The 15,079-nt window shown below is 45.6% G+C and carries 9 protein-coding genes; all 9 read left to right on the forward strand.

What is annotated here, in order from left to right:
* The first annotated feature begins 26 nt into the window (after positions 1 to 26).
* The 9 genes from ACETMN_RS13900 to ACETMN_RS13940 all read left to right on the forward strand — a co-directional run bounded on the left by ACETMN_RS13900 (position 27) and on the right by ACETMN_RS13940 (position 14,955).
* Positions 27 to 2,366, forward strand: coding sequence for a beta-galactosidase (locus tag ACETMN_RS13900; protein ID WP_091016722.1), 2,340 nt, complete (start codon positions 27 to 29; stop codon positions 2,364 to 2,366).
* A gap of 410 nt (positions 2,367 to 2,776) precedes the next feature.
* Positions 2,777 to 3,709, forward strand: coding sequence for a glycoside hydrolase family 5 protein (locus ACETMN_RS13905; RefSeq protein WP_373419854.1), 933 nt, complete (start codon positions 2,777 to 2,779; stop codon positions 3,707 to 3,709).
* Positions 3,710 to 3,887: 178 nt separating this feature from the next.
* Entirely contained in the window at positions 3,888 to 5,957 is a 2,070-nt protein-coding gene (locus tag ACETMN_RS13910) for a bifunctional aldolase/short-chain dehydrogenase (RefSeq protein ID WP_091016717.1), read from the forward strand.
* A 19-nt stretch (positions 5,958 to 5,976) separates the two neighbouring features.
* Positions 5,977 to 7,248 carry an L-rhamnose isomerase gene (gene rhaA / locus ACETMN_RS13915; protein WP_091016715.1) on the forward strand — a complete coding sequence of 424 codons (1,272 nt, stop codon included), beginning with the start codon at positions 5,977 to 5,979 and terminating at the stop codon, positions 7,246 to 7,248.
* A gap of 156 nt (positions 7,249 to 7,404) precedes the next feature.
* Positions 7,405 to 9,078, forward strand: coding sequence for a ribonuclease J (locus ACETMN_RS13920; protein WP_091016712.1), 1,674 nt, complete (start codon positions 7,405 to 7,407; stop codon positions 9,076 to 9,078).
* 243 nt (positions 9,079 to 9,321) lie between these two features.
* Positions 9,322 to 10,305, forward strand: a complete 984-nt coding sequence (locus tag ACETMN_RS13925) for a LacI family DNA-binding transcriptional regulator (RefSeq protein ID WP_091016711.1) — start codon at positions 9,322 to 9,324, stop codon at positions 10,303 to 10,305.
* A 345-nt stretch (positions 10,306 to 10,650) separates the two neighbouring features.
* Entirely contained in the window at positions 10,651 to 12,126 is a 1,476-nt protein-coding gene (locus ACETMN_RS13930; protein WP_091016709.1) for a glycoside hydrolase family 32 protein, read from the forward strand.
* A gap of 26 nt (positions 12,127 to 12,152) precedes the next feature.
* Positions 12,153 to 14,135, forward strand: coding sequence for a sucrose-specific PTS transporter subunit IIBC (locus ACETMN_RS13935; protein WP_091016707.1), 1,983 nt, complete (start codon positions 12,153 to 12,155; stop codon positions 14,133 to 14,135).
* A 424-nt stretch (positions 14,136 to 14,559) separates the two neighbouring features.
* Entirely contained in the window at positions 14,560 to 14,955 is a 396-nt protein-coding gene (locus ACETMN_RS13940; RefSeq protein ID WP_091016706.1) for a hypothetical protein, read from the forward strand.
* Positions 14,956 to 15,079 lie beyond the last annotated feature (124 nt).

A 15,079-nucleotide genomic window follows, 5' to 3' on the forward strand; every position in this document is an offset into this window, starting at 1 on the left:
TATATACCGAAGGAGTTATATAATCCATGAACGATAGTATAGCAGGAAGCCAGATTCGTTTTATACTGGATGCAAAAGATAAAGAGATTCGTGCGGGTCGCATGACGGGTAGTGGCGGCAAGAATCCACGAGGGGAGTCTTATGACTTTACCAACTATTATATGCTTCGTAATGATAAACCTCATATTCCCGTGGTAGGTGAATTTCATTTCTCCAGATTCGCTTACTTACAGTGGGAAGAAGAATTACTGAAGATGAAGGCAGGCGGGGTGAACATCGTCGCTTCGTATGTTTTCTGGAATTTTCACGAGGAGCAGGAAGGCGAGTTTAATTGGTCAGGAAACCTGAACTTGCGGCACTTCGTGGATCTGTGTGGCAAACATGAGCTGCCACTGATCGTGCGGATTGGTCCATTCTGTCATGGGGAAGTTCGTAATGGAGGGATGCCTGATTGGTTATTCAGTTATCCATTTGAAGTGAGATCGAATGATGAAGGGTATCTATATTATGCCAAGCGATTATATCGTGAGATTGCCCGTCAACTCAACGGTTGTTTTTATCAGGAGGGTGGCCCCGTAATAGCCGTACAGTTGGAAAATGAGTATATGCACGCTGGCGCACCCATGGATGCCTGGGGGTATACCCGCGAAAAATACATTTCCTCTGGCCGGGACGGTCGTGAACATCTGAAGGTGCTTCGCGGTATTGTCGAAGAAGTCGGTATGCACCCCATGTTCTATACTGCCACAGCCTGGGGTAATGCTGCGGTGCCTAAAGAAGGAACGCTGCCTATGCTTGCGGGGTATGCGTACACACCATGGATTCCCAATCAGCCTCCAAGCCGAGAGTATTTATTCCAGGATCTGCATATGAATCCTGTTGAAGAAGTGGATTATGACAGTCTGGAGTATCCTGCGGCGTATTGCGAACTAGCAGGTGGCATGCAGGTCAGTTATCATGCTCGGCCGGTTGTAGATGCGGACAGTGTTGAGGCGATGACCATTGTGAAGCTGGCAAATGGCAGTAATCTGGTTGGATATTATATGTATCACGGCGGAACCAATCCGGTAGGGCAAAAAACGTATATGAATGAACAGGCATTGCCTAAAATGACGTATGATTACCAAGCCCCGCTCGGGGAGTTTGGACGTATTGGTGAATCGTATAACCGCATTCGAACCTTGTCCATGTTTCTGGAAGCATACGGTGAGCTGCTTGCGCCAATGGGCAGTGTTATACCGGAAGAGCAACATTCGATAACACCGGAGAACATGATGGATCTGCGCTGGTCTGTTCGTCAACAAGAAGGCTCAGGATTCCTGTTCATGAATAATTATCAGGATCATGTGGCGTTGCCTGATCGAGATATACAATTGGAGCTGCATACCGGCAAAGGGACTGCTTTTTATCCAAGAGAAGGCACGATGCAGCTGAAATCCGGCATGGCAGCCATTCTGCCTTTCCATATGAATCTGAATGGAATGAAGATCATTAGTGCTACCGTTCAGCCACTGACCCGATTTATGGTAAATCAGGAGCTCACGGCTGTGTTTTATGCCCATGAAGGTATGGCGCCTGAGTATGTTATTGATGCAACATCTGTTACAAATGTGGATATGCCCGAAGGTGCCGTTTCCGAGCAGGGTAATGAAGTTATTATTCACCCGATGGCTGGCATGGACCATCATCTGCGTATCACAACATCGGACGGTACGGTCATACGTATCATTACATTGACCCGTGAAGAGGCATTGCATGCCTACCGTTTCCGTGTGGGCGGAGAAGAGAGACTTGTGATTAGCAGCAGTCATCTGTATGTGCAGAATGAGATGCTCATATGCAACTCCCTGGAGCAAACAGAGTTTGAGGTATCCTTCTATCCGGCTCCAGAGCATGTTTCACCTTCTAAATATGCTGTGTCATCCCAGTCAAAGCGGGGAATATTCGGTACGTACACATTCCAGATTTCCCCTTACGAGCCGGCTGTAGAGGTTGATTATCCGAAAGAGTATGCAGCAACATTGAGATTGGATACAGCGTGGCCGGAACAAGTAGATGACGTATGGGTTGAGATTGATTATGAAGGAGACGTTGCAGCAGCGCATATTCATCATCAGATGTTAACAGATCATATTCACTATGGGCATAGCTGGATGCTTGGTTTGAAGCAATCCCGTCATTTGTTGGCCGATCACGAGCTTCGTCTTTCCATAACTCCAATTCGAAGAGGAACGATCAAGAGTTATGTGAATCAGGCTTATGTGGAGCGGTTTGAGGGCGTGGAGATTGGGAAGTTTAATGAGATTCGGGTAAGACCACATTACCGGGTTGGGTTGGTATTGGCGGGAGTTAGGGAAGACACTTAGTCTAAATCAGGGATTAAACAACAGATAAACAAGACTTAAGCAAGAGTTAACTGACGTTTATAATGCAGAGGGTTCTTTCTCCGAACGATTGTGAGGGGAGAGAACCTTTTTATTGCTTTGTTATGTAAAACAAATGATTACTATCCATGGTAAAAAGATCTTGACTGGTAAGCGTTTTCAATTTATTATAACTCCATAACCTTAACGATAAAGTTTATTAAACTAAAAAAACGTAACTATAATAAAGTTATTATTTGTTTATTTACTAACAAAAAACCTCTATTACCAACGATTTTAGTTAACTTATTGCCTAGAGCAGGGTTAATTGAAATAAAAAAACAAATACAGGAGGTTCCAAACGAATGGTTAATCTGAAAAAGTGTACCATCTTCACGGTTATTGCTGCTCTTATGTTCATGGTATTAGGGAGTGCAGCACCCAAAGCATCTGCTGCTACAGGATTTTATGTAAGCGGTAACAAGTTGTATGATTCCACAGGCAAGGCTTTTGTCATGAGAGGTGTTAATCACGGACATTCCTGGTTCAAAAATGATCTGAATACCGCTATTCCTGCAATCGCCAAAACAGGTGCCAATACGGTACGCATTGTTCTTTCGAATGGCAGCCTGTACACCAAAGATGATCTGAACGCTGTTAAAAATATTATTAATGTGGTTAACCAAAATAAAATGATAGCTGTACTTGAAGTGCATGACGCCACAGGGAAAGATGATTATAATTCGTTGGATGCGGCAGTGAACTACTGGATTAGTATTAAGGAAGCTTTGATAGGCAAAGAAGATCGGGTAATCGTCAACATCGCCAATGAATGGTATGGAACGTGGAATGGAAGTGCGTGGGCTGATGGTTACAAAAAAGCCATTCCGAAACTCCGTAATGCCGGAATCAAAAATACGCTAATTGTGGATGCAGCTGGATGGGGACAGTTCCCTCAATCCATCGTGGATTATGGACAAAGTGTATTTGCAGCCGATTCTCAAAAGAATACCGTCTTCTCCATTCATATGTATGAGTATGCTGGCAAAGATGCTGCAACGGTCAAAGCCAATATGGAGAATGTGCTGAACAAAGGATTGGCTCTGATCATTGGTGAATTCGGGGGATATCACACAAACGGTGATGTGGACGAGTATGCCATCATGAGATATGGTCAGGAAAAAGGGGTAGGCTGGCTTGCTTGGTCTTGGTACGGAAACAGCTCTGGTCTGAACTATCTGGACATCGCCACAGGTCCGAACGGAAGCTTAACAAGCTTTGGCAACACCGTAGTTAATGATACCTATGGTATTAAAAACACTTCCCAAAAAGCGGGGATTTTCTAATCCACCGATGAAACAGGAACACTCTGACGGTTACGTCAGGGTGTTTTTTTAATAAAATAGCTCAATCGTTGATAGTTTTGAATATTTCCGTTTTGTTTTAAAATATTTTGTTTTCAAAATAAAACAAAGATGTTAAACTCGGATTAGGAATAAAACAAACATTATCGGAGGGAAACAAATGGTACAGAGTTTATGGAATGCATCGCAGGCATCTGAGAAAACAACAGGACTTGAGCAGTTGGTTTACCGATCCAATCTGATTGGATCTGATCGCAGTGTATGTAACATCTACGGTGGTAATACGTCTACCAAAACGACAGTGAAGGATTTTCGTGGTCGTGATGTAGAAGTAATGTATGTAAAGGGAAGCGGCTCTGATCTGGGTTCCATGGAAGCGAAACATTTTACCGGACTTGGGCTTGAAGACATTCGACCATTAATTGAACGTGAATCCATGTCGGATGAAGAGATGGTTGAATATCTGGGACATTGCATGATTGATGCCAAGCACCCGCGTGCCTCCATCGAGACTCTGCTGCATGCGTTCCTTCCATATAAACATGTGGATCATACGCACCCGGATGCGATTATCAGCCTGTGTTGTGCGCATAACGGCAAGGAATTGGCGAAAGAGATCTACGGTGATCGATTTGTATGGGTGCCTTACGTACGTCCAGGGTTTACGTTATCTAAAATGATTGCTGAAAGCGTATTCTCGAATCCCAATGCCGAACTCGTACTGATGGAAAAACACGGACTTGTCACTTGGGGTGAAACATCCGAGGAATGTTACGCTCAAACGATCAAGATTATCAATGAAGCAGAAGCTTTCATCGAAGCACGGGTGAACGAAGAAAGTTTGTTTGGTGGTGTGAAGCACCCGGCGCTTGCCGCTGATGTTCGTCGTCAGATCGTATCACGTGTGATGCCAACGATTCGTGGAGCGGTATCGGATAGTAAAAAAATGATTTTATCCTTTGATGATCAAGAGGACGTACTTGCTTTTGTGGGAGGAGCAGATTCCCCGGAATTGTCTCAGGTGGGTGCAGCTTGCCCGGATCATCTGGTACATACCAAAGTGGTACCTCTGTTCATCGATTGGACGCCGGATGCGGAAGATATTGAAGGTTTAAAAGCCAAGCTGGTAGAAGGTGTAGCTGCCTACAAAGAGCAATATCAGCAGTATTTTGAGAGCAACAAAAACGAAGGTGATGTCATGTTCGAAGCGGCACCACGCGTTATTCTCATTCCTGGTGTGGGCATGATTAACACAGGCAAGAGCTGGGCGCTTTCCCAAGTAAGCGGAGCGTTGTATCACAGAGCGATTGCTGTTATGCGTGGAGCTACTAGCTTGGGTCAATTTGTATCACTCAGCGCAAACGAGTCTTACAATGTGGAGTACTGGCCGCTGGAATTGTATAAATTGTCTCTGGCTCCGGCCGAAACCGAATTCTCCCGCAAAGTGGCGTTTATCACAGGTGGCGCAGGTGGTATCGGAAGTGAAACAGCGCGGAGATTGGTATCTGAAGGCGCACATGTGGTGCTTGCTGATCTCAACCTGGAGGGCGCACAGAAGGTAGCACAGGAAATCAATGATCAGTACGGTGCGAATCGTGCTTATGCGCTAAAAATGGACGTAACCGATGAGGAAGCCGTTCAATCTGCGTATGCAGATGTTGCGGTGCAATATGGCGGAGTGGATATCATCGTGAACAATGCGGGACTAGCGACATCCAGCCCATTTGACGAAACGTCCCTGAAGGAATGGAACCTGAACATGAATGTACTGGGTACAGGGTATTTCCTTGTGGCTCGTGAAGCGTTCAAGCTGATGAAACAGCAGGGTATTGGGGGAAGCATGGTATTTATCGGTTCCAAGAACTCGGTGTATGCAGGTAAAAGTGCTTCTGCTTACAGCTCAGCGAAAGCGCTGGAAGCACATCTGGCACGTTGTATTGCAGCAGAAGGTGGAGAGTATGGCATTCGTGTCAACACGATTCTTCCAGATGCCATTCTACAGGGTTCAGCAATCTGGAACGGTTCCTGGAGAAATGAACGAGCAGCTGCATATGGAATTGAACCGGATCAATTGGAAGAGTATTATCGCAAACGGACGACATTGCTCGTGAATATCTATCCAAGAGATATTGCGGAAGGAATCGCATTCTTTGCTTCTTCGAAATCCGAAAAAACAACCGGTTGCATGATGACCATTGATGGCGGTGTACCGGCAGCATTTACACGTTAAAATAGGAGGGTTCTTGCGGATGGATAACCAAGTTAAGCAAGCGTATGAAGCAGCCAAGGCATTGTATGCCCAGCACGGAATTGATACTGACGAGGTGCTGAATAAACTCGCGGAGATCAAAGTATCCGTACACTGCTGGCAAGGCGATGATGTCAAAGGTTTTCTGAATAAAGATGGGGAGTTAACAGGGGGTATTTCCGTCACAGGTCAATATCCGGGGGCTGCGACCACACCAGCAGAACTTCGTAACGATCTGGAGCAAGCTTTTGCTCTGATTCCCGGCAAACACAAGGTCAATCTGCACGCGATTTACACGGATACAGACGAGCAGGTTGAACTGGATCAGATTGAGCCAAAGCATTATGAGAACTGGGTGAAGTGGGCCAAAGAACAAGGACTCGGTCTGGACTTCAACCCAACATGTTTTTCCCATGAAAAATCAAGTGACGGGTTCACGCTCAGTCATCCAGACCCTGAAATTCGCAAGTTCTGGATTGATCACTGTAAGGCATCCCGCCGGATTGGTGCTTACTTCGGGGAACAGCTTGGTCAGACTTGTGTAACCAATGTATGGGTACCGGATGGATTCAAGGATAATCCCGTTGATCGGTTGACACCACGCAAACGTCTCAAAGAATCGCTGGACGAAGTATTCGCTGAATCACTTAACCCGGAGCACAACCTGGACGCGGTAGAGAGTAAGCTGTTTGGTCTGGGTTCGGAAGCATATGTGGTGGGTTCTCATGAATTTTATATGGGTTACGGTTTGCAAAATGATACGTTGATCTGTCTTGATGCGGGTCATTTCCATCCAACAGAGGTTATTTCCAATAAACTGTCGTCCTTGTCATTGTTTACAAGTGGCATCCTGCTTCACGTAAGTCGCCCGATGCGTTGGGATAGTGACCATGTGGTAATTATGGACGATGAGTTGCTGGAAATTGCCCGTGAACTGGTTCGACATGATCTGCTTGCGACCACACATATTGGACTGGATTTCTTTGATGCAAGCATTAATCGTGTAGCTGCATGGGTTGTGGGTACTCGCAACACAATCAAAGCCCTTCTCCGAGCGATGCTCGAACCGGTGAATGCCTTGAAACAAGCCGAGTTGGAAGGGGATTACACGTTGCGCCTTGCCTTAACGGAAGAGTTCAAATCCTATCCATTTGGCGCGATCTGGGACTACTATTGTGCTCAGCAAGGCGTTCCAGTCCGTGAAAAGTGGATTACCGATATCAAAACCTATGAACAAGACGTATTGCTACAGCGTGATAAATCGTTGGTGTAACCGTATTATTTTTCGTATAAACCACTATGGAATGAAAATTCCGTGGTGGTTTTTTTGGCATAATCACACTTAATGCATAAGTGAGGCGATTGCTTCCATACTAGGAATATAGATCCGTATCGCATAAGGTTGCCACGCAGAGGAGGAATAATAGCGTTGAATCTAGCCCACAACAAACTGTATATCGCTGCACTTGGCGGCGTGAATGAAATAGGGAAAAATATGTATTTCATCCAGTACAATCAGGACATCATCGTGATTGACTGTGGTTCGAAGTTTCCCGATGAGACATTGCCTGGTATTGATCTGATCATTCCGGATGTAACGTATCTGCTGGAGAATCTGGATAAAGTAAGAGGTCTTGTGGTTACCCATGGACATGAAGATCACATTGGTGGCATTCCCTATTTGTTAAAACAAATGAACATCCCGGTGTATGCATCCAGGCTCACTCGCGGACTGATCGAGCTTAAACTGAAAGAGCATGGCCTGCTGCGCAAGGCGGACCTGCATACAATCGATGCTCATTCCAGCATTACGCTGGGAGGGATAGAGGTTTCCTTTTTTGCAACCAGTCATAGTATACCCGATTGTCTTGGTATCTTCTTTAAGACCCCGGCGGGCAATGTCGTGCATACTGGAGATTTCAAATTTGATATGTCTCCTGTACATGGACCTTTCCCAGATCTGCACCGCATGGCCGAGATTGGCAAACAGGGCGTCCATATTTTGCTATCCGAGAGCACGAATGCAGAAAGACCGGGATTTACACCTTCCGAGCGTGTTGTGGGAGATCACATTCTGGATGCCTTTATCCGTGCAAAACAAAAAGTATTTATCTCTACTTTTGCGTCAAATGTCAGCAGGGTACAGCAGATTGTGAATGCAGCATTCGAGACGGGTCGCAAACTGGCACTGTTGGGAAGAAGTATGGTGAATGTAGTATCGGTGGCCAGTGAATTGGGGTATTTGCAAGTTCCTGATGGATTATTGATTGAAGCTATCGATTCGGATCAGTTTCCGCCCGAACAGGTTGTTGTCTTATGTACTGGTAGCCAGGGAGAAGCGATGGCAGCATTATCGCGTTTGGCATCCGGTAAACATCCTCACGTAAGAATTAACGCCGGGGACACGGTCATTATTGCTGCCGGAGCCATCCCGGGCAATGAACGGAATCTTGCACATGTCATTGACAACCTGTATGTTCTCGGAGCACGTGTGATATATGGTTCAAGTGGTGCAGCAGGAATGCATGTATCGGGACACGGTAGTCAGGAAGAACTCAAATTGATGTTAACTCTGATGAAACCGGATTATCTGATTCCGATCCACGGTGAGTTTCGCATGTTGTATCAACACAGACTGCTTGCTGAATCCGTAGGTATAGAGCGTGATCATGTGTTTATCGTGAATAATGGGGATATGGTCCAATACAAAGACGGCATTGCTTCGCTAGGTCCAAAAATTGCATCAGGAAATAGTCTCGTAGACGGTCTGATCATGGGTGATGTCGGCAATATTGTACTTCGCGACCGCAGGCAACTGTCCTCCGATGGCATGCTGGTGATTGTGACTACACTGAGCAAAACGGAAAAACAGATGGTCACGTCACCCGAAATTATCTCCAGAGGGTTTGTATTTGTTAAGGATTCGGAAGAATTCATGCATGAGATTCATGAGCTTGTTCTAAACCGGATGGATGAGTTGACCGGGGCTGGGGTCAATCAGTGGAATGTGATCAAAAGAAAGCTGAAAGACGAGATCGGTCACTATATTTACGCTCAAACCAAGAGAAGACCTATGATCTTGCCAATTATTATTGAGGTCTGAGTCAGCAGGGATAGGGATTATCCTTGCCCTAATGGTCTGTGCAAACGGGATATGGAAGCTTAGCAGCCTGATGAATGTGGGATCATACTTCGGTATGAACGTCACATTGTCATCGGGCTTTTGCTATTACATCGAGAATGTACGATAGATATACCATAAACGGAGGTGAATCTAATTCGCCATGGCTTTGCGATTCGAAGTATAATAAAAGGTAAACTAGTTAAAGAAACAAGAGGAGTTTTTATGAATAAAACGATTTCTGATATCGCTCAGATGGCAGGTGTGGCGAAAAGCACGGTCTCTCGCTACCTGAATGGCGGATCGGTTAGTGAAGATACCCGCCAGAAGATTGAGCGTATTATCAAACAATACAATTATGTTCCCAACACATTTGCACAGAGTTTAAAGGCCAAGAAAACCAGTATTATCGGCACGGTTGTGCCACGACTCGATTCTTTTGCGACATCCCAGACATTGATCGGGATTGATGAAGAACTGCGAAGTAATCAGTATCAGATGCTGATCGCGAATACGAGTCAGGATATGCAGCGCGAGATTGACGCCATATATGATTTTGCTAGACAGAAGGTATCGGGTATTATTCTGCTGGCTGCTGAAGTGACAGAAGCACATCTGAAAGCAGTGGAGGACATCGGTATTCCGGTGCTACTGGTGGGACAGCAGCATGAACAACTACATAGTCTGGTTCACAATGATGATCAGGCAGGTTATGAGATGGGCAGATATGTCGTCGAACAAGGTCACCGCAAGATCGTGTATATGGGAGTTAGCGAGAAGGATCGGGCTGTAGGGATCTATCGTAAACAAGGGTTCCAGCGAGCAATCGCTGAGTGTGGTGGATGTGAAGTGAAGTATTATGAGACAAGCTTTAAGATGTCTGAGGCCATCGTTACCGCTGAAGCCATTCTGAAAGAGATCACACCAACGATCATTGTAGGGGCTACGGATAATATCGCACTGGGTGTGATGAAGATTGCGTTCTCCAATAAAATCCGCATACCGCAAGATTTGTCCGTTACCGGATTTGGCGGATATGATATTACGGAGATGATTCACCCCACGCTGACGACTGTGAAATATCATTATTTGCAGGCGGGCAAAGTAGCGGCGAATCACATTATTCGTCTGGTGAAAGGCGAGTCGGTGGAGGAACGAACAACACTGGACGTAGAACTAATTCCTCGAGAAAGCGTTGACAAATTATAAAAACATCATTTATGATAATTCCATCGAACCGGTTCCATAGTGGATATCCAATACGGATATGCGAACACGGGCAGGCATTAATGCCAGGTGGAATTATTTTTTTGTACCCGCTGGAACCGGTTCCTATAATTTGATTTTCGTATAAGTTAAATAAGAAATAAACATGACGGAGAGGGCAGAAAAAATCTGAAGAAACGGAGTGTTCGCCTTTATCACCGGATTTCAACCTTTAGATAAGGGATCAGGAAATCTGGGGATAACAGCGATCGGAGGATTGTTCTGCCATCGTAGTCCAAGTGTGAAATTTCTTGGTCTAACTTATATAAGCAAGAATGGAGAACAGCTATGAAAATGACTAGAGAGCAGCGCTACAGACGAATTGAGCAAGCTGAGCCTGGTGAGATTGCGAAGCTTGAAGCACAGATATCCGAGTGTCCATGGAGACAGAGTTACCATATTCAGCCCGTAACAGGTCTGCTTAATGATCCTAACGGCTTTGTATATTATAAAGGCTATTATCATCTGTTCTATCAGTGGTTTCCACTTGGAACAGAACACGGCATGAAATACTGGTATCATACCCGCTCGAACAATCTGGTGAACTGGGAAAATATCGGGATTGGAATCGAACCGGGTGGCAGATATGACTCACACGGAGCTTATTCCGGCAGTGCGATTGAAAAAGACGGCAACCTGCACTTGCTGTACACAGGCAATACGAGGGATGAGGCTTGGGTCAGACATCCGTATCAATGCTTGGCAGTCATGGATGAAAGCGGTTCAGTAACCAAATTGAATTATCCCGTAATCTCGTCTGTGCCAGCCGGATACACCGAACACTTCAGAGATCCCAAGGTGTGGCAACAAGGAGACACGTATTATTGTGTAATTGGTGCGCAGAGAACAGACGAGACGGGATGTACGGTACTGTATCGCTCCATTGATCTGAACAACTGGGAGTTTCTTGGTGAAATTCGCACGCAATTAACCTCCTTTGGTTACATGTGGGAGTGCCCGGATTATATGGAGATGGACGGGAAAGGCGTACTTGTTTTTTCCCCACAAGGCTTAGATGCTGCGGAAGATCATCATCAGAATATTTTTCAGTCCGGTTATCTGATCGGTGAGCCGCTCGATCTCCAGACGAGAGAGTTCAATCATGGTGAATTTCAGGAGTTGGATCGTGGATTTGACTTCTATGCTCCGCAAACCATGCAGGGCCCGGACGGAAGACGTATTCTTGTTGGTTGGATGGGGCTTCCCGATCTGGCGTATCCGACAGATGATAACGGTTGGGCACATTGCCTGACCATTCCTCGGCAGTTGACACTACGAGAGGGGAAGTTAATTCAACAACCGGTTGCTGAAATGATCCAATTGCGTCAGCAGGAGGAAGGCACGCATATTCGCGCAACGATTGACCATGAGAGTCGATCTTTCACTGGTTTGAATGGAATTTCCTTTGAGCTGATCTGTGAGATAAGCCAAGTAGATGCAGAGATGGTGGGCATCGAATTCCGTGCAAGTCGAACTGAGAAAACGATTCTTCTGTATGATCGGATTCAGCAGAAAGTTATTCTGGATCGGACGATGTCTGGTGCCGAGCTGGCAGAGCAGAATGGCGTTGTACGACAGTGCACACTTACTGCGGAAGTGATTAAGTTCCATCTGTTCGTAGATGCATCTTCAGTCGAGGTTTTTGTGAACGATGGGGAAGAGGTCTTTACCAGCCGGATTTTCCCAAGCCGGGACAGCGTGGATATTCGTTTCTTTGCACGCGGAGGCAAAGCTGATTTTGAAGCAACACAATGGCATTATTAAGTATTACGTGAGAGGAATGAGATAACATGTCGGAGAATCAACGCATTGCCCAGGAAGTCATTCATGCCATCGGGGGCAAAGAGAATATCGCATCATTTGCACACTGTGCAACACGCCTTCGCATCATGGTGAAAGATAAAGAAAAGATTGATCAGAAAACGGTCGAGAACATCGAGAAGGTGAAAGGCGCCTTTTTCAACTCGGGTCAATATCAGATTATCTTTGGTACGGGAACAGTGAATCGAATCTTTGAAGAGGTTGAGAAGCTGGGCATCGAAGGATCGTCCAAGGATGATGTGAAGAGTCAGGGGAAAAAGGAAGGAAATGCTTTTCAACGGGCTATCCGCACGTTTGGTGACGTATTTGTACCCATCATTCCCGTACTGGTAGCTACAGGGTTGTTCATGGGCTTGCGCGGATTACTTACCCAGAATGAAATTTTGGCGTTGTTTGGGGCAACACCTGATGATATCTCTTCCAATTTCCTGTTGTTCACTCAGATTCTGACGGATACGGCATTTGCATTTCTGCCTGCACTTGTAGCGTGGTCCGCATTCCGCGTATTTGGTGGAAGTCCGGTACTTGGTATCGTACTCGGGCTAATGCTGGTCAATCCGGCATTACCCAATGCTTACGCGGTGGCGGATGGATCAGCCCAGCCGCTGCATATGTTCGGTTTTATCCCTGTCGTGGGTTATCAGGGATCGGTTCTGCCTGCGTTCTTTGTAGGTTTGATTGGAGCCAAGTTCGAGAAGGTACTAAGAAGACGGGTGCCTGAGGCATTGGACTTGATTCTGACTCCTTTTATTACGTTAACGGTTATGATTACGCTTGGACTATTCGCGATTGGTCCCGTTTTCCATTCCCTGGAAGAGTGGGTACTGCATGGAACAACTGCCGTATTGGATCTTCCGTTTGGCATCGCAGGTATAATCATTGGATTCTTCCATCAGATTATTGTCGTTACCGGTGTACATCACATCTTTAATTTCCTGGAGATTCAACTACTGGAGAAAACGGGATTCAATCCGTTCAACGCCATTATTACCTGCGCCATGGCAGCACAAGGAGCGGCTTGTCTCGCAGTCGGTCTGAAGACCAAAAATATGAAACTCAAAGCACTCGCATTACCTTCTTCCTTGTCCGCATTTCTAGGCATTACTGAGCCAGCCATCTTCGGAGTTAACTTGCGTTACATGAAACCATTTATTATGGGACTGGTTGGTGGTGGTGTAGGTGGTTTCATCGCTTCCCTGTTCCATCTGCAAGGTACAGGCATGGCAGTAACGGTTATTCCGGGAACATTGCTCTATTTGAACAGCCAACTGCCGTTGTATATCTTGTCCAACGTGGTTGCCATGGCCATTGCTTTTGCACTTACCTGGTTCTTCGGATATAAGGACCAACCGGTTGCAGAAGAAGTGGTGAGCCATGAAAACAGTGGAGTAACATCAACTGAAGTTAAAGCAGAGGAATCTAATCCGCGTATTAATTCAGTTACCGATGCCGTTACAAGCAATCGTCCTAAGGTAGATTTTCTCGAAATAGCTTCGCCAATGAACGGTACCGTCGTTGCTCTGGAGCAGGTTCCTGACCCGGCGTTCTCGGAAAAACACATGGGTGAGGGCATTGCCATTGAGCCATCAGAAGGAAAAGTGTACGCACCGTTTGATGGTGTCATCGCACATGTGATGAACAAGAGTAAACATGCGGTGATTCTGGAGCATGAAACAGGTGTACAGCTGTTGGTTCATATCGGAATTAATACGGTTGGACTGAAAGGGAACGGTTTTACCGCGCATGTGAATAGCGGAGATCGTGTAACTGCAGGTCGATTGTTGATTGAATTTGACATGAATGTCATTCAGGCCGCGGGTCTGCCTTTGATTACACCTGTCTTGATCTCAAGTGGAAACGAAGCGATAGAAACTGTAACAGCAACGTCAACTGGCCATGTTCAAGCCAATGGGGAAGCAGTACTGGTAGTGAAATTTACTGAGCCACAATAAGTGATCGTTTGAAATAGAAATGTACTGGAACATGGAGGTAGAAAAATACAAATCGCAAAAGGCAAAGGGAACCTGTGTGTAACATCAGGTTTCCTTTGCCTTTTTGCATTACTTTCAGCCAAGGTATTAAGACATTTTGCTTTGAATCTGTACATGTAAGCGATTAAAAAGAGATATATCTTCGATTATGGCTCGGTTAATCAGGTTTCTTGAATCACTTATGATTGACCGAGATATAAGGAGATCCAGAGCGTAAAGGGCATATTAGACAGGATATGAACAGGATTACGGTCTGGAATCAACCAGGAAGGTGCAGAATCGGATACGGCTCAATTGCGGAAAGGAAGATAGAGGACTATGATTCGCACATAACGTACTTGAAATGAAATATGCAGGATCTGATGTGAAGGCGAGGTAGACAGCAATGGATGAAGCAATGATTGTTGTATCAGCAGGGCACAGTGCAGCGGGGATGAATTTTGTAGATTTATTACTGAAAAAGGGATTAGCCTTCGTTGTGCTTGTACACAGTGAAGAGGAACGGGAACAACTTCAAACCCTTGGAGCATTTCCTGTGCGTTATATTCAAGAAACGGAAGGGATGCAACAGACTCGTCCCGAATATATGGTCACCAATGCATTTGTGTTCGAGAATAATCTGCCTCAGTGTTGCCAGGATATCCAGTTGTGTCACAGCTGGTATCCGCAGCATCTCTATGTCGTTTCCAGTAACAAGGCTCCAGTTGGTCTTGTATATAAAGGGCTTGGTGCAACGTATGTCATTCATAGCCAGAGTGGAGATGTTTCGTTTTTATTGTGAACGGTCATTCATAATGGATACGGATTATCTGATTAAAAGGAAAAACGTTCTGTTCGAACCGCTGGCTCTGGACAGAACGTTTGTGGTTCCCCACAGGTATAGATCAAGTGGGGAATCCTTATAA

Source organism: Paenibacillus sp. M2, assembly GCF_046713495.1.
GTDB lineage: Bacteria > Bacillota > Bacilli > Paenibacillales > Paenibacillaceae > Paenibacillus > Paenibacillus amylolyticus_B.